Origin of the sequence: Endozoicomonas atrinae, assembly GCF_001647025.1 — a bacterium.
In the GTDB taxonomy this organism is placed as follows: Bacteria; Pseudomonadota; Gammaproteobacteria; order Pseudomonadales; family Endozoicomonadaceae; genus Endozoicomonas; species Endozoicomonas atrinae.
The window spans coordinates 1-24,922 of the sequence record NZ_LUKQ02000036.1; the positions used below are offsets into that span (position 1 = coordinate 1).

Annotated in this window: 18 protein-coding genes; 9 read left to right on the top strand and 9 right to left on the bottom strand. The window is 49.7% G+C overall.

The genetic code is table 11. The annotated features are described in order from the left end of the window. Positions 1-114 precede the first annotated feature (114 nt). Together AK963_RS07320 and AK963_RS07325 are read left to right on the top strand one after the other, a co-directional pair. On the top strand, positions 115-1,653 hold the full coding sequence (locus tag AK963_RS07320; protein WP_083232522.1) for an ATP-binding protein: 1,539 nt from the start codon (positions 115-117) through the stop codon (positions 1,651-1,653). Next, the gene (locus AK963_RS07325) at positions 1,650-2,345 is read left to right on the top strand and encodes a response regulator (protein WP_066014805.1); all 696 of its coding nucleotides are present in this window, start codon (positions 1,650-1,652) and stop codon (positions 2,343-2,345) included. Before AK963_RS07320 ends, AK963_RS07325 begins: the two co-directional genes overlap by 4 nt. Here the strand turns inward: AK963_RS07325 and AK963_RS07330 are convergent. Continuing rightward, positions 2,342-4,504: a multiheme c-type cytochrome gene (locus AK963_RS07330; protein WP_066014806.1), complete on the bottom strand. Its 2,163-nt coding sequence runs from the start codon at positions 4,502-4,504 to the stop codon at positions 2,342-2,344. The genes AK963_RS07325 and AK963_RS07330 overlap by 4 nt on opposite strands. Before the next feature lie 80 nt (positions 4,505-4,584). Between AK963_RS07330 and AK963_RS07335 the strand changes: the two genes are divergently transcribed. From AK963_RS07335 to AK963_RS07360, 6 genes are all read left to right on the top strand, one after another. Then, positions 4,585-4,971 carry an SET domain-containing protein gene (locus tag AK963_RS07335; RefSeq protein ID WP_066014825.1) on the top strand — a complete coding sequence of 129 codons (387 nt, stop codon included), beginning with the start codon at positions 4,585-4,587 and terminating at the stop codon, positions 4,969-4,971. Between the two features lie 108 nt (positions 4,972-5,079). Continuing rightward, a complete protein-coding gene (locus AK963_RS07340; RefSeq protein ID WP_066014826.1) occupies positions 5,080-6,117 on the top strand; it encodes a CNNM domain-containing protein in 1,038 nt (345 codons plus the stop codon). A 324-nt stretch (positions 6,118-6,441) separates the two neighbouring features. After that, positions 6,442-7,752: an imelysin family protein gene (locus AK963_RS07345; protein ID WP_175404463.1), complete on the top strand. Its 1,311-nt coding sequence runs from the start codon at positions 6,442-6,444 to the stop codon at positions 7,750-7,752. Between the two features lie 13 nt (positions 7,753-7,765). Then, complete coding sequence (locus AK963_RS07350; protein WP_066014808.1) at positions 7,766-9,193, top strand: di-heme oxidoreductase family protein; 1,428 nt, start codon at positions 7,766-7,768, stop codon at positions 9,191-9,193. Then, a complete protein-coding gene (locus tag AK963_RS07355; protein WP_066014809.1) occupies positions 9,190-10,227 on the top strand; it encodes an imelysin family protein in 1,038 nt (345 codons plus the stop codon). Before AK963_RS07350 ends, AK963_RS07355 begins: the two co-directional genes overlap by 4 nt. A gap of 43 nt (positions 10,228-10,270) precedes the next feature. After that, the gene (locus tag AK963_RS07360) at positions 10,271-11,365 is read left to right on the top strand and encodes a DUF1513 domain-containing protein (protein ID WP_066014810.1); all 1,095 of its coding nucleotides are present in this window, start codon (positions 10,271-10,273) and stop codon (positions 11,363-11,365) included. Between the two features lie 54 nt (positions 11,366-11,419). Here the strand turns inward: AK963_RS07360 and AK963_RS07365 are convergent, their stop codons facing one another. From AK963_RS07365 to AK963_RS07385, 6 genes are all read right to left on the bottom strand, one after another. Continuing rightward, positions 11,420-12,847, bottom strand: a complete 1,428-nt coding sequence (locus AK963_RS07365) for a carbon starvation CstA family protein (RefSeq protein WP_066014811.1) — start codon at positions 12,845-12,847, stop codon at positions 11,420-11,422. Positions 12,848-13,405: 558 nt separating this feature from the next. Next, positions 13,406-15,325 carry a PQQ-binding-like beta-propeller repeat protein gene (locus AK963_RS07370; protein ID WP_139117292.1) on the bottom strand — a complete coding sequence of 640 codons (1,920 nt, stop codon included), beginning with the start codon at positions 15,323-15,325 and terminating at the stop codon, positions 13,406-13,408. Between the two features lie 75 nt (positions 15,326-15,400). Beyond that, a complete protein-coding gene (locus AK963_RS07375) occupies positions 15,401-16,774 on the bottom strand; it encodes a DUF1329 domain-containing protein (RefSeq protein WP_066014813.1) in 1,374 nt (457 codons plus the stop codon). 32 nt (positions 16,775-16,806) lie between these two features. Beyond that, a complete protein-coding gene (locus AK963_RS36580; protein ID WP_083232523.1) occupies positions 16,807-17,397 on the bottom strand; it encodes a DUF1302 family protein in 591 nt (196 codons plus the stop codon). Then, the gene (locus AK963_RS36585) at positions 17,357-18,589 is read right to left on the bottom strand and encodes a DUF1302 domain-containing protein (protein WP_139117293.1); all 1,233 of its coding nucleotides are present in this window, start codon (positions 18,587-18,589) and stop codon (positions 17,357-17,359) included. The genes AK963_RS36580 and AK963_RS36585 overlap by 41 nt, the downstream gene beginning before the upstream one ends. Before the next feature lie 81 nt (positions 18,590-18,670). After that, positions 18,671-20,419: an alkyl sulfatase dimerization domain-containing protein gene (locus tag AK963_RS07385; RefSeq protein ID WP_083232525.1), complete on the bottom strand. Its 1,749-nt coding sequence runs from the start codon at positions 20,417-20,419 to the stop codon at positions 18,671-18,673. Positions 20,420-20,524: 105 nt separating this feature from the next. On the opposite strand from AK963_RS07385, the gene AK963_RS07390 reads away from it, so the two are divergent. Then, positions 20,525-21,580 carry an AraC family transcriptional regulator gene (locus tag AK963_RS07390; protein ID WP_066014814.1) on the top strand — a complete coding sequence of 352 codons (1,056 nt, stop codon included), beginning with the start codon at positions 20,525-20,527 and terminating at the stop codon, positions 21,578-21,580. 77 nt (positions 21,581-21,657) lie between these two features. On the opposite strand, the gene hutH is transcribed toward AK963_RS07390, so the two are convergent. Both hutH and hutU read right to left on the bottom strand, forming a co-directional pair. Continuing rightward, entirely contained in the window at positions 21,658-23,190 is a 1,533-nt protein-coding gene (gene hutH, locus AK963_RS07395) for a histidine ammonia-lyase (protein WP_066014815.1), read from the bottom strand. Next, a complete protein-coding gene (gene hutU, locus AK963_RS07400; protein ID WP_066014816.1) occupies positions 23,183-24,916 on the bottom strand; it encodes a urocanate hydratase in 1,734 nt (577 codons plus the stop codon). Before hutU ends, hutH begins: the two co-directional genes overlap by 8 nt. Between the last annotated feature and the right edge of the window lie 6 nt (positions 24,917-24,922).

Sequence of the window (24,922 nt, forward strand, 5' to 3'; positions counted from 1 at the left end):
GAAAATCAACATCATTAAAACCTTCGGGTAGCTGTGGTCGACGAGACATCTGTTCTAGATAATGCATGGTAATGATGCCTAAGCATAGTTGGCGGCAGCTTAAGGATTTAGAAAATGCGATTGGTATTAGATGAACAGATGGCGCAGAAGGCCATGAATGTTGCTTCTACCATTTCTGATATGCCATCGGTATTGAGTGCTGTAAAGAACCGGGACAGCGATTTTCTTCAGCCCCTCAGCCTTCGCCTGGCTGAGAAAAATGGTGCACGCTACGTTGTTATTGGTGATAGCAAAGGTATTCGCCTTGCCCATCCTGACACCGCTGCTATCGGCTTATCCATGCTCGATGATGAGCCTGGTGAACGTCCGCTGATGTTTCCTGACAGCAAGGCCTATGCCTACACGGCACAGGGCAGTCTTGGCAGTTCCATGCGGGCCAGAGCCCCCATCGTTTCCCATGAAACCGGAGATATGATTGGCGTTGTTTCAGTGGGCTACCTTACTGACCGTATTGCCAGCGTCGTGAATCGATACCGCCAGACTCTGGCTCTGGTCATCATTCTGGGATTTCTCGTGAGTGCGGTGATGGCGGTTGCCTTTGCAGACTACGTTAAACGCACCATTTTTGGACTGGAACCGGAGCAGATCGGCAGGCTATACCAGGAAAGGAACGCCACTCTTGAGTCTGTCCGGGAAGGTATTATTGCCATCAACAAGGATGGCAGGATAACCACCTGTAACCAGGCTGCATTAGCGACTCTGGGCCTGCCCACCAGCCAGGATCTTATCGGCCTGCCAATGCAGGAAGTACTTCCAGACAGCAATATTCTGGATGTACTGACGACTGGCAAGCCTCATTATGATCATCAGGTCTGGATGCAGGGTAAACAGCTGATTGTCAATCGTATTCCTCTAACAACTGGTGGTCAGGTTACCGGTGTTGTATCCAGCTTCCGCCTTAAAGATGAATTAGATCGTGTCAGCCAGCAATTAGATAGAGTGCAGCAATACGCTGACTCCCTGCGCAGTCAGGCTCATGAATACAGCAACAAACTCCACACGATTGCCGGGCTGATTCAGATTGGAGCCACTGAAGCAGCACTGAACTATATCGGACAGGAAAACCAGAGCCATCAGGCTCTGATACAGTTACTGCTCGAAGCAGCACCGGACCCGATTCTGGCCGGCTGCCTGTTAGGAAAATACAGTCGCGCCCGGGAACTCGGGCTCTCCCTGAAAGTTGATGACAGCAGTCATATGAGGTCATTACCAGCTGACCTTTCCCGTGATCAGCTGGTCGCAATTATTGGTAACCTGCTGGATAATGCCCTCGAAGCCACTCTTCACCATAAAGGCCCGGGAGGAGAAGTCCGGCTGAGTATGACTGACCTTGGCAATGACCTGATTTTTGAAATTGATGATGATGGTCCGGGTCTTACCGCAGAAGATCAACGCCGGATTTTTAACAAAGGCGTTACCAGTAAAAAGGAGGATGGTCACGGCATTGGCCTCTACCTGGTTCGTAAACAACTGGACATATTGGGCGGTCAGGTATTGGTAGAGCCCGGTGATCACGGAGGCAGTCGTTTTGTTGTTTTCATCCCCAAAGTATCTCCTGAACAAAAAATAACACAAGGAACTCAGCTGGTATGATTCGCGTTGTTATCGCCGAAGATGACTTGCAGATTGCTGAAATTCAGCGCCGCTTTCTGGAACGCGTAGACGGTTTTGAAGTGATCGGCCTGGCGCACAGCCTGATTGATGCGCAGGATATGGTCGAGATTTTGTCTCCTGACCTACTGATGCTGGACATTCACTTTCCCACAGGCACAGGTCTTGAGCTATTACGCTGGCTTCGCTCCAGTAACCAGCGTACGGATGTCATTCTGGTTACCGCGGCACAGGAAGTTGATACATTACGTGAAGCTCTGCACGGGGGCGTCTTTGACTATATTCTGAAACCCCTGGTATTTGAGCGACTGCAGGCATCTCTTGAAAAATATAAAACACATATCAATCGCCTTGCTGCTCTTGAAACACTGGCACAGGGTGATGTGGATACATTGATGCATGATTCCACATCATCAGCATCAAAAGAAGTCACAAGTCGCCTTCCAAAAGGGATAGATGCCTTAACACTGAATAAAGTACGAGGTGTTTTTTCTGACAACCAGAATGCCTTGAGTGCTGAAGAGGTTGGCCAGTGCATCGGGGTCAGCCGAACCACTGCCCGCCGCTACCTTGAGTACTTGACCAGCGAGCAGCACCTGCAGGCTGAAATTGTATACGGCACAGTGGGACGCCCCGAGCGTAAATACCTTCTTCCGAAAAAACAGAGTGCTTAAGGGGCACTTTCATAGGCTCTAAGCGCATTCCCGATATCAATATTCTCGGGAAAACGATCAAGCCCCTGCTTTAGAATATCTATTGCCTTGCTAACCTTGCCTGTCGAGTGCAGCGCAACACCATAGATATAAATAAACCGGGCATTATCCGGCATTAAGTCGGCTGCCTTTTCCAAGTAGGCGATAGAAGCCTCACGTTGTTTCTGACGAACAAGATAAAGCCCCATTGCATGATTTAAGCTGGCCGACATAGGAATCGTTTTCAGCCCCTTCTGTAGAATAGCCTGCTCTTCCTGGTGGCGATTCACCTGATGATAAGTGGATGCCAGTTGGATATACGCCTGATCGAAAAGAGGTTCAACAGCAATGGCATTTTCCAGCTCTTTGACCGCTTCAGTAGCACGGCCAAGTTTCAGATAGAATTGACCCAGATTGATCCTTCCAGCGGCACTGTCCGCATGCAGCTGCTGAACCGCGACAAACTCCTCAATTAATTGCTGGCGTCTACCTTTCTGTTCAGCACTGAACCACTGCTCAGGAATACCTGCAACAATACGGGCAACTTCCAGACGAACAGCCTTTGAGGAGTCCTTCATCAACGGGAGCAGTAATTGGTGTTGCAATTGAGCCGGTGCCTGAGTCAGCGCTGAAACAGCAGCAGACCGAACGATCGGGTTGCTGTCACTCAACCCCTGCTGGATAACAGGCAATGCTGACCTGCTGAGATAGTTGGCAATCTCACTATAGGCCGTTGCCCTGATCATGGGGGCATAACCATCATTAGCGGCGATTTCCAGAAGTGACTTACCAGCCTCGCGGTTACTGGTACGAGCCAGATGAAACGTCGAGGCAAACTCCGGCTTATTCCGCCATGTTGTTCCAAGCCACTGGTCGAGTGCGGAAACCGCCCAGCGATTGCTCTTGTCATCGTGACATTGAATACAGGCGTTTGGGGTACCCAGCGTTTTTGAAAGATCCGGTCTCGGGGTCTTGAAGGCGTGGTCGCGCCTTGGATCTACAACCATGTAGGTTTTCTCTGGCATATGGCAACTGACACATTCAGCGCCGGCACTGCCAGCCTTGTGAAAAGTATGTTTCGGTGTATCGAATACCTGAGGGTTATGGCATTGGGCACATACTTGCTGCGGCGGGGCTTTTAACTGGTTAGTGTGAGGGTCATGGCAATTGGTGCAGGTGACACCGGCCTGGAACATTTTACTCTGTGCAAATGAGCCATAAACAAATACTTCGTCGTTAATCTGACCATCAGAATGATACAGCCCGGATCGTAACAGTTCAGGCTGATAGCTTTCGTTCAAAGGCTTATCAACTTGAAACCCTGAGGTTATGGCTTCTCTGCGTGAGTGGCACTGTGCACAAATCTCAATCTGCTTCTGTGCTTTTTTATCCACAGACTGGGCAATAGAAGCGCCTGGTAACCAGTGCCAGATATTGGCATCGGAGATATCCACAGACAGCCCATTACCTTTCGCTTTGTCAGGATTCTGCGCCCACTCCACATGAGCGCTGGCAGGGCCATGACAACTTTCACACCCAACACCAACCTCCTGCCACTGACTTTTATACCAATCACTTTCAGCCTGGTAACCTTTCTGATACCCAGTGGTATGGCATTCGATACACATCCGGTTGCCATTTTGTGAAGGCTGAGTCCAATGCAGTGGACTCCGATAATCAATGTCATCATCAGGATAAAGGTGAAACCAGCGCTGTCCACCTTCTGACTCCGGTCTTGAATCCCAGGCAATCCCCAGCGCCTGCAGTCGCCCACCAGGGTACTCAATCAGATACTGCTGCAGTGGATAGTCACCTATGGTGAAAGCTACGTTATACTGCCCTTTTTTGCCTTCTGGTCCATCGGTCTCAACTATAGGTTGATCATTCGTAAAAAAGAAGCGACTGGTAACGTCACCATATCGGAAGGTCGTATTATTGAAGTCACCCAGTACATTATCACGCCGGGCTTGCTGCAGTGCTGAATGGTGCTGACTCTGTTTCCAACCGGTATAGGCCTCAACATGGCAGGCAGCACAAACCTGACTGCCCGCATAGTTGCCCGAGGTAGCATAAGCTACTTGAGAAATAACCCATAGAAGAAGGGAAATCCCCCCTTTTTTGACTACGTTGGGGAGGCTCATCTTTGTTATTCTGTATTTATATTTTTGATCGGCTAATACTACAAATAGCGATCCCTAAAAACCATAACAATAAAAACAATATGCTCTATATCGCAAACAGCCATGGCAAAGGGCGTGGTGTTTACACAGATAACCGGATCGAACGGGATACGGTCATTGAAGAATGCCCTGTCCTTGAAATACCTCATGAAGAGGTTGAGCTTCTGGAGTTGACCATGCTCAACAATTACTACTTTGCCTGGGGCAAAGACCAGAAGCGGGCAGCCCTCGCTCTGGGTCTCGGCTCAATCTATAACCACTCTTACACACCGAATGCCATTTATCGCCCAAGAGAAAATGAACAGATCATTGAATTTGTTGCCATTCGAAAAATCCTGGCTAATGAGGAAATAACGATAAACTACAATGGTTCACCCAATGACCAGTCACCTCTTTGGGGGTCGGACGAAATACCCTGGTTGAAATAGCGATAAGCTATTGATTATAAATACGATGTAATAATCGGAAATTTCTATCGCCAAAGATCAAATTCTCAGGCTAGAATACCGTTCCCTTGATTACCTTTGGAGCCATACGTGGTTACGCTTGTTGCGTATGTTGTCATCGCTATTGCGGTGTCCTTTATTTGTTCGGTATTTGAAGCCGTCCTACTCAGTATCTCCCCAGCCTATGTGGTTAGCCTTGAGCAGAAAAACAGCAAGTGGGCAAAGATTGTCCGGGAGTTGCATGATCATATCGACCGCCCTCTGGCCGCTATCCTCACCCTGAATACCATTGCTCATACCATTGGTGCTGCAAGTGCTGGTGCTCAGGCTGCGAAAGTCTTTGGTGATGCCTCTGTTGGTGTTTTTTCAGCCGTGCTGACCTTACTGATCCTGGTATTGTCTGAAATTATACCAAAGACCATTGGTGCCTCCTGGTGGCAATCTCTGGTTCCTGTAATGGCCGTAGGCGTGCGCTTTATGGTTAAACTGCTTCTGCCCATTATCTGGATCACCGAGTTACTGACCAGCAAGCTGGGTCCAAAGGACAAAACGAACCCTTATCTGCGCGATGAAATTCAAGCGATGGCCGATCTTGGCATTCAGGTTGGCGCACTTCAGGGTGTCGAGTCTGAGCTGATGAAAAACATGCTGAAGTTTCGTGATCTCCAGATTGTGGAAATCATGACTCCTCGTTCAGTGTTGTTCTCATTGCCAGAATCTACGACCACTGATGCTTATATGAATGAGTTCACTGGTTCCAGCTTCTCACGTATCCCTGTTTACGGTGAAGACCCGGATGATATCAATGGCTTTGTCATGAGAAATGACATTCTGCTCTCCCACCTTCGGGAAGGCGGCAATACAACTCTGGAAAGCCTGAAGCGTCCGATTATTGCGATTCTTGAGAAAGAACCACTGCCAAAACTGATGGCCACTTTCCTGGAAAAACGCAGTCATATCGCCATGGTTGTCACCGAATATGGTGATATCCGCGGTATCGTGACACTGGAAGACATGATTGAAACTCTGCTTGGACGCGAAATCGTTGATGAAAGTGACGAAGTTGTGGATATGCAGCAGGCAGCAAAAACCAAATGGGCTCATCGCCTGACAGCAACTGCTTCCTGATAATCTTTATTTTCATTGAGCAGACAGTTCATCCAATATGGGCTGTCTGACTTTCTTATCAACGCCTCAAGTTACCTCATCAAATAATACACTACCCACCACTATTAGCTCTAAAGCATTTCTACCCAAGAGGTGGAAAGCCATCGGTCTTATTCCTGAGTATTCATGGCTTTGAAGTGAATAAAAGATAAAAGTGATTTTTCAATAAACCCACCGAAAGTACACGACAGTATCATCCCTCTTATTGAAATAAGAATAATTCTCATTATAATTCCGAATCCATAGCCTGACATAACCAATAAAAATATTCGGAGTCCATTAAGGATGATGCCCTATTCCTCCCTGCGTGCTGCCGGCTCAATGTTGCTGGTGACAGCCCTTCTGAGCGGCTGTGACAGTACTGAAGAAGCCCTCAATACATCCGCTGCTGAAACCGTTGTCAACCCAACAGAAGGCCGCAACGTCGTTGCTCATTATGCCGACATTGCCCTGGCGACTTATGAAGATGCCCTGACTACAGCCAAAGCCCTGAAAGAAGCAAGCCTCCAACTTGTAGACAACCCATCAGAAGAAACCCTTGAGCTGGCAAGAGCGGCCTGGATTGCTGCACGTGTTCCTTACCAGCAAAGTGAAGTGTTCCGTTTTGGTAACCCGGTAGTAGACGACTGGGAAGGGCAGCTGAATGCCTGGCCTCTTGACGAAGGTCTGATCGATTATGTCCAGTCCACACACTACGACTATGAAATGGGCAATGATGGCGCGCTGGCCAATATTGTCAGCAACACCGAATTAACCGTAAACGGTGAAAATCTCGACCTGAATACCCTGACTCCTCAGCTTCTTGCAGATCTTAATGAGTTGGGAGGTAGCGAGGCTAACGTTGCAACGGGTTATCATTCCGTTGAATTTCTGCTCTGGGGACAGGATCTGAATGGTACTGCAGCAGGTGCTGGTAACCGTCCTGCTTCTGATTTTGCTAAAGGTGATGCCTGCACAGGTGGCAACTGTGAGCGTCGAAGCCAGTACCTGATCACCTCACTGGATCTGCTGATCACAGATCTGGAATACATGACTCAACAGTGGCATCCAGAAGTAGAAGACAACTATCGCTCAGAATTGCTGTCAGAACCAGCTGAACAGGGCTTCAGAAAAATGCTGTTTGGTATGGGGAGTCTCTCACTGGGAGAACTGGCGGGAGAGCGCATGAAGGTAGCGCTGGAAGCAAACTCAACCGAAGATGAGCACGACTGTTTCAGCGATAACACCCATAACTCACACTTCTACAACAACCTGGGCATCCGGAATGTCTATACCGGTCAATATCAGCGGGTAAACGGCGATGTAATCACCGGGCCAAGCCTTGCTGATCTGGTTGCCACCGCCAGTAAAGATGAAGCAATAACGATTATTACCCGCTTTGACCAGAGCCAGGATGCTTTGCAGAAACTCGTTGACTCAGCCGAAAAGGAAGGCGTTTTCTTTGATCAGCTCATCGCTTCGGGTGATGACAAAGGTAACCAATTGGTGAAATCTGCCATCAGTTCACTGGTTGCTCAAACCAGCGCCATTGAAGAAGCGGCTGGTCTGATCGGTATTCAACAACTGAACCCTGATACGGCAGACCATCAATTCTAAAAAGAAACTGAACATGTTATTACCAGCCATGGGGTTCGCCTTTTTAGCCCTGATCACCGGATCAGGGCTTTTGGGCTGTAACAACACCGAAAAAGTCACCTATGAGAAAGGTGAAGAGCGACCAGGTGGCCAGACATCAGCCACTGTTTCTGGGCGTAATGCCTTTTCGCTTCCCTCTGCCAATATGGCAGTAAGCCGTCGTCTGGACTTCAGTGTTGGTAACAGTTTTTTCCGAAACCCCTGGGTTGCAGCCCCCGCCAGCACCAAAGCCAGAGATGGACTGGGTCCCATTTTTAACACCAATGGTTGCCAGAACTGCCATATCAAGGATGGACGTGGCCATGCGCCAGAAGACGGTGACCTTAACCGTGTATCCATGCTGGTCAGGCTCAGTGTTCCTCCCAGCTCAGAAGAGCTGCCGTTATTACCCCATCAGGGTGTAATCCCTCATCCGGTTTATGGTGACCAGTTACAGGATTTTGCCTTGCCCGGAGGTATTGCTGAAGGTCGCGTTCGAGTCACTTATGAATACCATAAGGTTACGTTTCAGGATGGTGAAACCGTAGAGTTAAGAAAACCCGTTATTTCAATTGAAGAGCCTGGCTATGGTCCATTAGCCTCGGATGACTATGGCAACGTCATGATGTCAGCACGGATAGCTCCGCCTATGATTGGTCTCGGTCTGCTGGAAGCGATATCCGAAAACGACCTTCTCGCCAATGAAGATATTGATGATAAAAACAGTGATGGTATTTCCGGAAAAGCAAACCGGGTCTGGGATGTTGAGCAGAACAAGACCGCTATCGGTCGCTTTGGCTGGAAAGCTGGGCAGCCAACGCTAAAGCAACAGAATGCCGCAGCCTTCAATGGTGATATGGGACTGACCAGCAGCCTCTTTATGGAAGAAAGCTGCACCCCTGAACAAAAACGCTGTCATGAACAAATGGCAGGAGAACATCCCGAAGTGTCTGACAATATTCTTAATAAGGTAACCTTCTACAGCCAGAATCTTGCCGTGCCTGTCAGGCACGACGCCAAGGATGACAAAGTTCTCACAGGTAAACAGCTTTTTTACGACGCTGACTGTGTTTCCTGCCATACTCCGTCATTTACTATCGGCTCTAGGGCTCCCAGAGAACAGGCAAACCAGAAGATCTGGCCATATACTGATTTGTTATTACACGACATGGGAGAAGGGCTCGCTGACCATCGCCCTGAATTCCTGGCCAATGGTCATGAATGGCGGACACCACCTCTATGGGGGATTGGTCACACTCATGAAGTTGATGAAACGGCAGGTTTTCTTCATGATGGTCGGGCAAGGACACTAATAGAAGCTATTCTCTGGCATGATGGCGAAGCAGCCAAATCCAAACAACGAGTATTGGCAATGAGTGCCAGAGAGCGTAACGCGTTGATTCACTTTGTAGAATCCTTATGAAGAAGTACCTGACACTGATAATTCTTTCTTTGGGCTTGAGTGGGTGCGATCAGTTTTTCCCTGAAAAACTGGACTTGTCCCGTTCACCCATGACCCTCTTGCTGGAAGACCAGATCCAGCCACGTTATACCAGCCTGGTTTCTGAAGCATCTAATTTGAGAAACCTTGCCTCGGAGTTCTGCCTCAATCCGGACAACAAAAATTTCGGACTCCTGCAGCAACAATGGCGTACTACCATGTTAAGCTGGCAATCTGCAGAAGCGGTTAGCCAGCTCATGCTAGAAGAAAATATGGAAGGCTGGCGTTTTCAATTCTGGCCAGACAAGAAGAATCTAACCGGCCGAAAAGTTGAAGAGCGACTCAAAAATGCAGCTCCTGTCCCAATAATGTCAGACAGCGTGATTCTTCAGGGCCTGTCGGCTTCCGAATACCTGCTTTTTGACTCACAGGCTAACGATTCTCTGGCTTTGAAGAAAACAGAGTACTGCCAGTTTCTGGTTGAGAACACCGAAGCGCTATACGCCAACAGTTTAGACTTACAACAAAACTGGGAAAAGTCAGGTAATTACTACAACAAGTTGATGGCAATGGAGCGCGGCCAAAATGCCCTGGGCCTGAATGGCTGGGTACTGAATAGCCTTGATGCCCAAACCGCACGACTGAAAAAAGAACTAGCCCTGCCCCTGGGGAAAAATCGAACCAACCTTTTCCTGGCGGAATCCTGGCGCAGCCGACAGTCTCTGGAAAATATCCGTACTGTACTCGCGACCTTTGATTCTCTTGTCGCCCTGGCCATTGAACAATCCGCAAACCAGGATCAGGCTTCTTTGTGGCAAGGCATTGTTCTGGAGCTGGACAATCTCTCATTATCCATGCAAAACCTGCCTTATGACTTCACCACAGCCATTGAACAGGGAAGAATCGAAGAGCTTCAACAGCTGAAAGAGCAGATTAACTCACTCAGCCAGCAGATTGTAAAAACGGCTGGTAAGCTTCAAGCGCCTCTGGGCTTTAATTCAAGTGACGGTGATTAGGGGGCTTTTTTAAAGAATAACCTCCAACTAAAGCAGTAATAAAATGCATCGACGCGTATTTATAAAAAATGCACTAACTCTGTCGGTTATTGGTTTAATCGGTACAGGATGTACATTGAAATCCCGTCAAATACTGGTCTCTGCAGCCATGGACTCCTCAGGTAATCACAGTATTCGTCTGACCGATCCATACAAAGATCAGTCGAGCATAATTCCTGTACCTGAGCGACTCCATGACGCCTGCCTTCGCCCGGGCACAACGGAGGTGGTCGTTTTTGAACGACGTCCTGGCTATCATTTTTATGTGATTGATGCAGAAAAAACTCAGATTAAGAAAACTATCGATGCGATTCATCAAAGGCATTTATATGGCCATGGCGTTTTCAGCCAGGATGGAAAATGGCTATATACGACGGAAAACAGCTTAAGTTCATTACAGGGCGTCATCAGCATTTATAACGCTGAGCAGGGATACAAGAGAACAGGAGAGTGGCTACTCCCCTATCCGGGTCCCCATGAAATTCAAATGATGCCGGACGGAGAAACGCTGGTTGTTGCCATTGGAGGTATCAAAACTCACCCTGACACAGGAAGAAAAACCCTGAACCCTGGCTCACTGGAGCCCTCACTGGTTTATCTGAACCGTCACTCTGGAAAGACTATCGAGCAACGGTCATTTGTCGATCCCCACCTGAGCATACGCCACCTGGATATTGCCAGCGATGGAACGGTTGCTATTGGCATGCAACATCAGGGCAGTAATGATGAAGCCTTACCCCTGGTCGCTACCCATCAGCAGGGTAATCCTATTCAAGCGATAAAGGCTCTACCGGAGCAATGGCTGGCATTGAAAGGCTATATAGCCAGTGTTGCCTTACTCTCAGAAGCGGACACCATTGCCGTTACCTCTCCCAGGGGAAACCGAGTCGCCCTGATACAGAAATCCACCGGGCAACTGAAGTCCTTTTTCTATCAACGGGATTGTGCCGGTATTACACCACTCTCGCCGAACAGGCTCGCAGTAAGCAATGGTCTTGGTGAGATTCAGGTGCTGGAATGCATACAGGGAATGGCAAAGCGCATCCATCAGGTTAAGCACGCTGACTGTCGCTGGGATAACCATATATTGCGCATTTGACCGTGCTCAAAAAAAAGCCCTGAAAAACAGGGCTTTTAAGGTCATTCGTGAATTTTATACCGCTGGTTGTGCAGATACACTCCGTTTGGCAGCCGCCATCATAAACCAGACAATGGCCGCAATGGCTGCCACAGCACCCACTGGATAGGAAATGGCAGCAGATAGGCCAAGCCCTTCCGGAGCCATCAAAATATAGGTAGTACACACTGCGCTCATAAAGGTTGCAGGCAGTGAAGCCAGCCAGTGACTTCTTCCCTGGTGAACCATATACATGGCCGATGCCCAGAGCACGATAGTAGCCAGTGCCTGGTTAGAGAACGCGAAGTAACGCCAGATAATGTTGAAATCAATAAAGGTCAGGGCAAAACCAACCGCAAAAACGGGAACTGCCAGCATCAACCGGTTCTTTGTGTTCGCCTGACTGATATTCAACGCATCGGCAAAGATCAACCGTACACTTCGAAAAGCCGTATCACCGGAAGTGATTGGACAGGCAATAACACCAAGGATGGCCATCATTCCACCAACGGTCCCCATCAAACCGACTGACACTTCATTGACTACCAGACCTGCACCACCTTTCGCCAGCACTGTATTCAGGCCTTCCAGGCCATTGGGGAAGAAAGCCATCGCCGCTGCCCAGATCAGGGCTACGACACCTTCGGCAATCATGGCTCCAAAAAATACACGACGGCCATAGCTTTCAGTTGGCAGGCAGCGTGACATCATCGGAGACTGGGTTGCATGAAAGCCACTGATGGCACCACAGGCAATGGTAACAAACAGCATTGGCCAGATAGGTAAGCCTTTGGGGTGTGATAGTTGATCGGTAATTTCAGGAATCGGCAGACCTTTCACCAGCATCATGCCACCAACACCGACGGCCATAATCAACAGGGTTAAACCAAACAGTGGATAAATTTTCGCAATGACTTTATCCACAGGTAACACGGTAGCCATGAAATAATAGGCTAAAATCACTGCCAGCCAGAAGCTGGTATCAGCAAAGATACCTGTCATTCCCAAGTTCGCCAACAACCCGGCAGGCCCCATCATAAAGACAACACCCACCAGCAGCAGGAGCACCACTGAAAAGCCACGCATTACTTTGCGAGAACCTTCTCCCAGGTAATGCCCAACAATTTCGGGGATGGATTGCCCCTGGTGACGCACTGAGAGCATGCCAGAGAAGTAGTCGTGGACAGCACCACCAAACACGCAGCCAAAAGCGATCCACAGGAATGCGGCCGGACCGTACAGCGCCCCCATAATGGCGCCGAAAATAGGACCAAGACCGGCAATATTCAGAAACTGGATCAGAAAAATTTTGTGCCAGGGCAAAGGTACAAAGTCGACACCGTCCTGAAGGGTATGCGCCGGAGTTTCTCGATTCGGGTCAGCCCCAAAGTGACGATCGCCCCATTTTCCATAGACCAGATAGCCTACGATCAAAATTGCTAATGCACCAAGAAAGCTAAACACGTCAACTACCCCGCTAAGCTCTGTTGAGCTAAGGCTGACCGGACAACAGTGGAAACCCAACCGCTGGAGTTATTGTAAGACCTGATTCCTGTTGAACAGAAAATCAGCAACATCGATTTTGCGCGCAATATAGCAATTTGCTGACATATTATTTTGATATAAAACAAGGAAGGAGTAATCCTTCTAAAAAAGACCATTGACGCTTAATCATCACTCTGTGTTGCCTCCAGTTTTGCTCGGCCCTGGTCATGGTTTCTCGCTTCTCAGCTAAAAACCAGTCAAGGTTCTCAGCGGTTATGAGAAATCAAAATGACTTTAGAACTCACAGTCTTAATTTCCAGTTTTTTAATTGGTAAGTAGCTGGCCATATGGAATCGAATATTACTGGGTGAGTGGATAGTTACCATGCAAGGCATAACGGCGGGAGCATAGCCGTAGCTATGTGACCAAAGTTGTAACGCTGCACAACTGCATGGATGCAGGAGTTAGAGCAACGTATGGAGCAGTTGCCGAGAGTGACTAACCACTTACTCAGAGAATAGGATTTCATATGGTTAGTTACTTAGAAGCCAATTGATGCCCTGAGTCGGTTCGGACAAATTCACAAGCGTTACTGAGTTCTGTTGCCAATTGTTTAACTGCCCCCCTATCAGCAGAGTTTAATAACTCATCAAAATCACCAATGCTTGACGCTCTGTCATTCGATGGTATTTCATTCAGCTGCCTCAACAACACACGAACGTGGCTCAGATCTTCAAGAGCAGAAGCCGGATGGCTATTGAAATACGTTGATGCGTTTTCGGCACGAATGGATGCACTGCAAAGAATATGATGACTGAGAGATTGTGGATTAACTGGTTTGTATCGTGCAATGCCTCCGGTAAGGTCATTCACCAGAGGGCCCATCAGCGATTTACTGAGCGCCCTTCGTACGGGAGAGTGTCCGATATAAAAACCACCATCTGGCCCGGTAATGGTTGTTGCTACCGACTCTTCAAGTCCCTGGGTATAGCCGATTACCTTCCCGGTTTCCCGATCCAGAAGCCCAACCCCGACGGTAAGAGGAATCGCCTTGCCACTTTTAGTCAAAATGCCGTTACCAGCCATCATGGCAATCCCGTTTGCAGTCACGGTGGCAGTCAGCAAATTGATATTTTTTGCCCCCATCAGCTCCGGATACATATCCAGACTGGCAGACCACCCCCCTTCAGCACGATCTCCACGGTCAAACAACTTATAAAGTGTTTTTAACGTGGCGACGTAAAGCTCATTTCCTTCCGAAGCTACCGTGATGGAAGCCAGTACCTGCTCCCCGACGTTGTGTCGCCAGAGTTCATTCAGATTCCGGTCATAGGCGATAACATGCCCATGCTCATCCGACGTGTAGATTCGTTTGCCATCAGCAGTTAGCGCCGGTGTTGAACCGGTTCCCCCTTCAAACATTGCCTTCGCCGCAACAGCAAGCTGTAACTTGCCCCCCCTTCTGACGACATCAATACCATAAATTGCGCCATTGGCTGCCAAACTATCCTTAACCCCATCGTCTTCATCTTCTGCCGTAGCAGCGACAAAAATTCTTCCAGTGGCAGGATCGATGGAAAAGTAGTTAGCAACTTTTACCCCTCCCCCAAACAGAATATCCATCACCCGACTGAAACGCCCTCCATGGGTCGGGTCTTCCCCAACAGCCTCTCTGGCGACAGCGTCGGCTCTGTCCAGCAACCATTGTGGAATTCTGGTCGCATTAGAGGGTTTTGCAGGAGCGCCGGGAATAATAAATGGCTCAGGCAACAGCAGACGGCCGGTTTTTCGATCCAGCATAATCATCGTGCCATCCATGACCACACTGACAATCGCATCAGCCTGAGGCAGATAATTCGCACCAAAATTATGGCTGTTTTCGAGCCCCTGAACAGGGTCTATGTACTTTTTCAATCCGGTTTGCACATCCCAGATGATCTCGCCATTGGGTCTGACAGCCAGCGCCCGTTCATACAGTGTCAGATAGATAATCTGCTCACCCGGGCGATCCGGATCGTCCAGCACCAACGGAGCGCCTCCACCCTGGCTGTATCCTTCAATGGCCCAACGTCGTTCACCCGTTTTGCCATCAAGGGAGACCAGAACCACATGCTCTTTCGGCGTCACCGGGCTGAAATACAGGTTGCCTTCCCGGTCAATAGATGGCCCTTCAGTGATGAACATATCCTGCTCGACAACCCAATCCAGCTCAACCTCGGGTGCCACGGCGGTGAGCACCTCATCAGAATTTCGGGTTGAACCATGAAGCGAACGGAATGTGTCATTAACCCCAAGCACGGCGTTTTCTGGAGCCACATAACGAGGCCCATCAGGCCGCCACTCACTCAAAGAGGTATCGTCGTATGTTCTTGGTGTTGTCAGGTAATTGTTCAGCAATACACTGCACACCGCTATTCCGGCGACAGCAACGCCTGACATCAATAACTTCCTGGCCATGATTTACCTGCTTTATCGTTATTATTGTTATTCAGTAACACTGCCCGGGAAGGCAGTTTCACCGATATGCAAACCCTAGCGCCCCCAACGCCGTATCGCTGCGGGAGTGTAATCGGATTTACTGGCCAGCTGCCCAAAGATCAGCGGTTTTTTATAACTATTGGCGATGCCATTGGTGATATAACGGCCAGAATAAAGGTCATAGAACACTTCCGTTACCAGCCAGGGCACCTGCTGAGGATTCAACTGGATGGCATGGGCCATCCCCACCCGCCAGATCTGATCCCGACTGTCATATAAATCGATGATTGACGCCTGCCAGGTGTCTTCGTCAACGTAGAAAGTGCGCTTGCCATAGACATGGCGCTGGCCGTCCTTAAGAGCGGCTTCAACCACCCAGACGCGATGAAGCTCATAACGGGCCAGTTCCGGATTGATATGCCCCGGGAGAATGATGTCGGCATTACTCCGGCTTTTGTCATAGAGCGCATAACTGTTATAGGGAATAAAGATTTCCTGTTTACCCTTCAATGTCCATTCATACTTGTCGGGCGCACCATTGAACATATCCAGGTTATCTGAGGTTTTCAGATTATCACTGCTGGTCGCAGGATTATCATAGGCAACATTAGGCGCCCGTCGTACACGACGCTGCCCTGGCAGATATTTCCACGCTCGTCTTGGCTCAGCAACCTGATCAATAGGCTCATGCACCAGTGTCACTTCTCCTGCCATCCGGACTGGCTCCAGTACCTTGGATTTATAGAGAAACAACAGGTTTGACTCCTCTTCCAGGTCGGTAATGCTCGGAAAGAAGTTCCAGATGGTCTGCTTGATGATTTCCCGGTAATCGCCATTGGCTTCTGCAATCACCTGGCTGAGGGTCAGGTCCATACTGTCGCCACGGTAGCGCAGCATATGATTCCAGATGACCTCCAGACCATTTTCAGGTTCAGGAAAAGCCACTCCATTTGCCAGACCGGCAATGCCATTACCACCGTCCAGCAGCGTTGTGGTTTCAGCATTACGGCGAGTTGCCTCATACACGGAATCAGGGTAACTGGCACTGCGACGGGTTGGGAAAACATTCATTTTGAAGCTATCGGGATAGCGCTTGAACATGGCCAGCTGACCGGGCGTCAGCTGATGACGGTATTGCTCAAGGTTTTCTGCCGTAATGGTAAACAGTACCTCATCACTGGCAAATGGATTGGCCATATTACCATCGGGCTGCATGGCTCCCTGTTCGGGTTTTAAACCACCGGTCCAGGCGGGAATCGTACCGGCACTATTCCCCTCTCTTTCAGCCCCAATTGGGGTTAGTGACGGACCGAGCTGGTCAATGGTTGAGAGTGTTGGGCTGGCTTGAACCATCGGTGCCAGTGCAATCATGCCAGCCAACGCCAGTCGTCTGGCAGTGCTACCAAGTAGAGTATCAACAGGTTTCATTATTATTATTCTCCCATAGTCAGAATCAGGGCTCAGAAGCTGGCGCTGATACTGAAACTCATGAAGTCACGATCATCCAGAGTGCTGTACTGGTTATTGCCAAAGAAGCTGGTGTAGGCCAGTGTCGCCTTATAATCATCACGATAAATAGAACCAAGACTCAGCGTTGTTGCCATCTGGCCTTCCTCAAAAGCACCGCCAGGCTGATAGGCATAGCCATTGACATCATGACGGAAAGACAGTGATGGCTTAAGGGTTACCCCCGGCAGTACGCTGCTGTAAACCAGAGTCGCATTCAGTCGATACCCCCAACTGTCAGACGTCGTATACCCTTCATTAGTACAGAATTCATCGGTGATATTGTCACTGTTATTGCAGGTGCCTGAACCATCATCTCCGGGGCCAAAGATTGCTGAGCGGCCATAACGGTTTTCATCACCCAATGCCCCAACGTGCATAAAGCCTATTTCACCAATCAGCGCTAATTCGGAAGCTCCCATAACCTGTGGAAATGTGTTGAGCGCGGTTATCTGAAGCTGGGTCACCGGTTTGCGGACATAACCCTCAACCACTGCTCCATAATCACTTGGATCTGATGGGTTTGCCCCCCCCCTGATAGGCATCTGCCAACAGGTCGTTGATATTGATCTGCAAAGGCATGTTTGGACGATAAGCAAGCTCACCACTCAGAGACCAGCCACTGTTGAGACTGGTATTAAAACTCAGACCATAGAGTCGAATATTCTCCGGAAATACGGCGTTATAGGTCGCCCCTTGACGCCCACCAAGCCCGGGAATGAACGTATCTCCGGGCGTCGCCAGATTGGCGTTGGTTGCATTCAGGTAAGGATTTCGGCTGTGGTAGTTGATAAAATAAAGACCAAACTCTGTTCCATTCAAATGTTCAGCATAATACTTCAGCGATGCCCCCCACTGACCTTGATCATCAGGCAGGTCATCAGCAACACGATCAATAATCGTGTTCAGGCCACCACCAACATTTTCTTCTTCCGCATTGGATAATGTTGCCTGTGTATAAATAGGCCCACAGCCCGGCTGGATAGAATCAGTCGTTGCAAAAAAGGTATTACAACCATCCAGAACCGTAGGCCGCCAGTTAAACTGATAGAATCCTTCTAGCGTCATTGCCGGAGTCAGACCAACACTGCCATACAGCATCTCAACAGGCAGGAGACCTTCCTTAAGCTCAACCCCCGGGCGGTTAAAAGCTGCAGCATCCAGAGGGTTTATGATATTGATGCCTCCCTGTAGAAAGGTACTTTCCCCCCAGCTCAACACCTGTTTACCCAGCCGGATATCCACCGGCATCTCACCCAGATCAAAATACGTCCAGCCATAGGCATCTAGCAACTCTATGCCACTGAAACTGGCCAGATCATCAAAGCCACTGTCGTCGAAGTCGGTATAGCGGCCACTTTTCGTTTCCAGCCAATGGTCATACCAATATTTGACGCTGCCCTTAAAGCCATAGTTACGGTATTCCAGTGTCAGGTCTGTCAGTCCTTTATACTGGTTGGAAATCACATCCCCTTTACCAAAATTCAGTCGGCCATTGTCCGCATTGGGTCCAGTACCGCTGCCTGGTGTGATGTTCAGGTTCTTACTTTCTCCAAATGTGTACAGTCTGCTGTCCGGGTTCTGAGTACTGACACTCATGCCGGCACTGATGGTCGTATTCAATGAGCCAGTCAGCTCACCATCGAGGGCCTCAAACGTTTTTGCCATTGCCTGCTGCGAAATCGCTAACAGAAGAATGGCTGCGCAAATAGGTGATACTGTATTGTTAGTAACCACATCGAATCCCGCTTATTGTTATTGTTCGGGTTGATTAAGTTGCAAAAGCAGGCTCAGCCGAGCCCACCTCTGCTCTGGTTTTTATTGAACCGGGTCAAACAGCGACAAAAAGCTCACCAGTCCCGGAAGCTGGGTCATTCCACCCTCAACAAACAGGCTGCCGGTGGCCAGCGCAGTTGCAAAACTTTTCTCCCCAAGTACCAGGTCAATCCATTCATCGGTGGTGACTGATACCCGGATATCGGCATTGGCAATATCGCCACGGATAAACTCCGCAATGCCACTGCGAACATGCAGGCTGTACTGCTCTTCGGCATCGGTAAAATCAAAGCTCAGGGTCTTATCCACACCCGAACTTTTTTCCGGATTCAACGCTACGGTCATTGCCTGAATAAAATTGCCAATAGGGAAGGTTTTAATCAGCGCCAGCTTCTCTGGTGTCATTACTTCCGGCTCAACGGTATGCCCCTCCAGCTCCAGAGCCTGTGACAGATAGTAGTTGCGTCCATTCGGGTTCATGGAAGCCTGCCCAAGACCGCGCATTGCCTGGATTTTGATGGCTTTGCCTTCCGAATGATCTGGCTCGGCAAATAACAGATAGTTCACCAGCTCCAGGGCCCAGCGGTGTTTACCCTGCTCCAGGGCATTGCGGGCTTCGGCAACTACCTTGTCTTCACCCAGCAGCGCCAGCATATTTTCCCCACGCTCTTTTTCCGGTGCTTTTGACAGCGTTGCTGCATCACCATCAAACCACCCCAGGTAGCCGTTGAAGATACTGCGTACCGACCATTCGACGGTGCCGTACAGTTCCTGAAGATAGGGGTGGCTGACCAGTGGCTCGGGCAATTGCACAGAATCCACCAGCTGATCTTCCGTCAGTCCCTGATTCATGCCCCTGATGGTCTGATCGTGGACAAACTGGATAGCGTCCCGATAGGCAGTTAATGTCTCATTGATCTCTTCACGACCACTGAGAGGGCGAGTATGGCTGGGCACCAGATGCGCAGGATTCAACTGTCGCATTTTGTCCAGACTTTGAGTCCACTTCAGAACATCACGGTAAAGTGTACCCCGGATGGTATAAAGGTTGGGAAATGCCTTATAAATATTATCCCCTGGCATCAGCACATCATGATCCGGCAGATAAACAAATAACTGATCATTGGTTTCTCCAGGCGCATGCACCAGCTGAATACGAACTCCCGAGATTTCTACCTCCAGATCTTCATCAAAGGTTTTATTCGGACGTATCAACGTTGGTGTACCGCCACCGTGGCCTGCATCCAGGGCAGGACCAATGCCGGCATTAATCAAACCAGCGTCGTTTCTCTCAAGAAGGTTGCCAAACATCCGGCTGCTTCGATCACCGATGACCGGTCTCAGCTGATTAATCACCCGGTTAATGTAAGTATTGGTTGATGCATGGGCATAAACATCAACATCGCCACTGGGCACAAAGCCTTTGCCTCCCAGAATATGGTCGGCATGGTTGTGGGTATAAATCAGGGCTTTGATGGGCTTATCGGTAATCTTTCTGAATTCATTCAGAACAGACTCTGCCGCTTCACGGCTTTCCATCACATCAACAATAATGAGACCATCATCACCTTCAATCATGATGGAGTTGGCAAGGCCAAAACCAACGGCAACATGGACGCCATCAGTGACCTTATAAACCTTACGTTCAAACTCGGCAGTGTGGGCTTGAAGCAGTGGGTGAGCCTTTCCTGCAGGCATTTCTGTCGTTGTGCTTTGCATCTGCTCCTGCACACAACCGGCCAGAAACAGGCATAAAGCAAGGAGGACTACGGCTTTTTTTATTATGATCATCAGCTATCCTGCACACCGATTGTTATTTTATTTTTTTCGGTGCCCCATGATATAACCGGATAATTGCTGCTGACCTGACTTTAACGGACAGAAGTTTGACCTGACATGACAACAACAAATGCGAATAAGACAAAAGCGATTATCGTAAACGACGATGCAACAACATTAAGTTCCTGGGCGCTGGCATTGGTCAATACGATTAAAAGCGTCCATTGTCCGGTTGAACCATTACTCCAGGAAGCCGGCATAGACCCATCGTTATTAACCCAGGCGGGTCAGAGAATCCCCATCCAGAAAATGGCGGTACTGTGGAAAGCAGCCGTACGTGAAACTGGCAACCCGGCCATTGGCCTTTTGGTTTCTCAACATCTGCAAACCAATCACCTCTATGCGTTCAGCTATGTCATTCAGGCTTGTGGTAGCGTCCGTGAAGCGCTGGAAACCATGGTTCGTTTTTCTGCAGTGATCAGCACCGCTGTCGAACTGGAGCTGAAAGAGAAAAAGGACTGTGCAGAGTTGATCTATGGTGTGCGCGAAAACTACCCGGCTCCCTGCCATGAGGCCATGGATGCCTCCGCAGCCATCACCATTATTCGAGCAATCAACCACCTTGGGCTACGGCCTGAAGATATTGTTTGTGTCAAATTGCCCCGCCCATACCCAGATCAACCTGAACTCTGGAAAGCGGGACTTCCCTGCCCGGTACACTTTGATTCAGACTGTTTGAGGGTTGTCTTTCAACCCCACGTTCTGGAAAACGAACTACCGACAGCCAGTCCAGAAATTGCCAGTACCAATGGTGAGCTGCTGCGCCGCTATCTGGATTCTCTTAACCGAAACTTCGTAACGCGGGCAAGGCAACACTTGGCTGACTTGTTCATTTCAGACGAGGCAACACAGGAAGCGTTGGCTGCTGAGCTGAATATGAGTCCAAGGAATCTGCAAAGAAAACTGTTCTCTGAAGAGACATCGTTCAGACATTTACTGGATGAACTTCGTCAGAAACAGGGACTCCATGACGTTCAGCACTCTCAGAAACCCATTACCGAAGTTGCTCATGACCTTGGCTTTTCAGATACCGCCAGTTTCAGCCGGGCATTCAAACGATGGACAGGTACATCTCCAACGCAGTATCGAAAAATGAAAGAAGTGGTTCTTTAAATAGCGGTTATCAAACAGTGCCTCATCCCTGAGACAAGCTGATCATTTTTTCTCCTACCTTATGCAGACTGCATAAACTATGAGTGGCTCGGTAACAGCTCAGTTGGCATATACACGTTCAACTCACCACTGGCTACCAGTTCGGATGCTTTCTGGATATCAGGAAAGAAATACCGATCCTGATCGTAGAACGGAATGTCCTTTCTCACCGTTTTCATCACCAGCTGCAACGTTTCAGACGTTTTGTAGGGTTTCCTCATATCCACCCCCTGTGCCGCCGCCAGCAACTCAATACCCACGATAGACGACGTATTACTGTTCATCTCCCGCAATCGGCGCGCTCCATACGTTGCCATGGAGACATGATCTTCCTGGTTGGCAGAAGTGGGCAGACTGTCGGCAACCGAAGGATGACAGAGGCAACGGTTTTCACTGGCTAAAGCAGCAGCGGTATTATGAGCAATCATAAAGCCGGAGTTGACGCCGCTGTTCTTCACCAGAAATGGCGGCAGTCCACTCAGATGTTGATCCACCAGCAGTGCAATTCGTCGTTCACTGATGGCTCCGATCTCTGCAATGGCCAGAGCCAATGCTTCGGCAGCCATGCCGGTTGGCTCTGCGTGAAAGTTACCACCGGAGAGTATTTCATTCTCTTCCGCAAAAACCAGAGGGTTATCAGTAACCCCATTGGCTTCCACTTCCAGCAGGCCTGCGGCGTAACGCATCTGTTCAAGGCAGGCTCCCATCAACTGAGGCTGGCACCTCAATGAATACGGGTCCTGAACCTTGTCACAGTCGATGTGAGCCTGTTCTATATCACTGTGGTCCAGTGTGACTCGGTAGGCATGGGCAATATCAATTTGCCCTTTAAGCCCACGAGCCTCGTGAATACGAGGGTCAAAAGGACTGCGACTGGCCATGGCGGCTTCAATGGAAAGGCTTCCGGCAATAATGGCTGATGCCATTAAATCTTCCACCCCAAACAGTCCCTGCAAAGCAAAGGCCGTACTGGCCTGCGTGCCATTCAACAGAGCAAGCCCTTCTTTAGGCGCCAGCTTCATGGGCTCCATACCAGCGTAAGCCAGCGCTTCCACGGCCGTCACCTGCTGACCATCCAGCAGGGCATGACCTTCACCCAGTAATAAACAGCTCATATGAGCCAGCGGCGCAAGATCACCACTGGCTCCTACCGAGCCCTTTTCAGGCACACAGGGGTAAACCCCCATGTTAATCAATTGGATCAGGGCTTCAATGAGTTCCAGCCTCACTCCCGAAAGCCCCCTGGCAAGGCTATTTATTTTTAATACCATCATGAGGCGGACAGTACTTTCATCCATAAACTGACCAACACCTGTCGCATGAGAGAGCACTATGCTCTTTTGCAGAGCTTCCAGCTCCTGGTCTGGAATTCGTGTACTGGCCAGCAGACCAAACCCCGTATTGATGCCATAAACAACCCGGTTCTCGGCCAGCGCCTGATTGACGCAGGCGACACTTTTGTTAATGACCGGATAACAGGCGGGGTCCAGCTTGATCTGAACCTCATAACGGCTAACCTTGCGCAGGTCACTCAGAGATAATTTTCCGGGGGAAATCACTAACTCATTCATACCTGCGCCCTCCCGACTGCATGGGCAGATCCAGACCGTTCTCCTGTGCACACTCCTGGGCAATGTCATACCCTGCATCAGCATGGCGCATCACCCCGGTTCCCGGGTCATTCCACAACACCCGGCCAAGTTTCTCCCGGGCTTCATCGGTACCATCAGCCACAATCACAACCCCAGAATGCTGGCTGTAACCAATACCAACACCACCGCCATGGTGGATACTCACCCAGGTTGCGCCCGATGAGGTATTCAACAATGCATTCAGCAGAGGCCAGTCTGAGACTGCATCACTGCCATCCTGCATACCTTCGGTTTCCCGGTTAGGGCTGGCAACCGAACCTGAATCCAGATGGTCACGACCAATCACCACCGGAGCACTCAACTCACCACTGGCCACCATGTCGTTAAAGGCCTGCCCGAGACGAGCCCGATCCTTCAAACCTACCCAGCAGATACGGGCAGGCAGCCCCTGGAAAGCGATACGTTCTCTGGCCATATCCAGCCAGTTATGAAGATGCGCATCGTCGGGGATCAGCTCTTTGACTTTCTGATCGGTCTTGTAGATATCTTCAGGGTCACCAGACAGAGCTGCCCAGCGGAAAGGACCAATACCCTGACAGAAGAGTGGGCGAATATAGGCGGGCACAAAACCAGGGAAGTCGAACGCGTTTTCAACCCCGACTTCTTTCGCCATCTGTCTTATATTGTTGCCGTAATCAACAGTGGCAGCCCCCCGTTTCTGCAGATCCAGCATAGCCTGCACCTGAATGGCCATAGACTCTCGAGCAGCCTTAGTGACGGCGGCTTCATCTACCTGACGGCGTTCACTGGCCTGTTCCAACGTCCACCCTCTGGGCAGATAGCCATTTAACGGGTCGTGTGCTGAGGTCTGATCCGTCACCACATCCGGCGTGATATTGCGCTCAACCAGCTCAGGGAATACATCCGCCGCATTCGCCAGCAAACCAACCGAAATCGCCTTACCTTCTGACTTGGCCTGCTCAATCATGGCCAGCGCTTCATCCAGCGTCGCTGCTTTTTTATCCAGATAACGGGTTTTCAAACGGAAGTCGATTCGAGACTCATCCACTTCACAGGCCAGCATGGAAAAACCTGCCATGGTCGCAGCCAGAGGCTGTGCGCCCCCCATGCCACCAAGACCACCGGTCAGAATCCACTTACCCGAAGCATCACCATTGAAGTGGGCTTTGGCCATGGCCACAAACGTTTCGTAGGTACCCTGAACAATGCCCTGAGAGCCAATGTAAATCCAGGAGCCTGCCGTCATCTGGCCATACATCATCAGGCCCTGTTTATCCAACTCATGGAAGTACTCCCAGTTTGCCCAATAAGGCACAATGTTCGAGTTGGCAATCAATACACGGGGAGCGCCGGGGTGGGTCTTGAAAACGCCCACGGGCTTACCGGATTGAACAAGCAGTGTCTCATCCGTCTTCAGGCGTTTCAGGGTCGCTACTATCTGGTCGTAGCAGTCCCAGTCCCGGGCTGCCCTGCCAATACCGCCATAAACCACCAGTTGTTCAGGATGCTCTGCGACCTCCGGATCCAGGTTATTCATCAACATACGCAGAGGGGCTTCTACCTGCCAGCTGCAGGTATTCAGCTCAGAACCTCTGGGAGCCCGAATAATTCGGTCAGGATCAAATCGTCGATGCCCTTTACTGCCTTCTTTGCCAGTTGGCACCTTCGCCTCTTCACTTGCCATATTCAC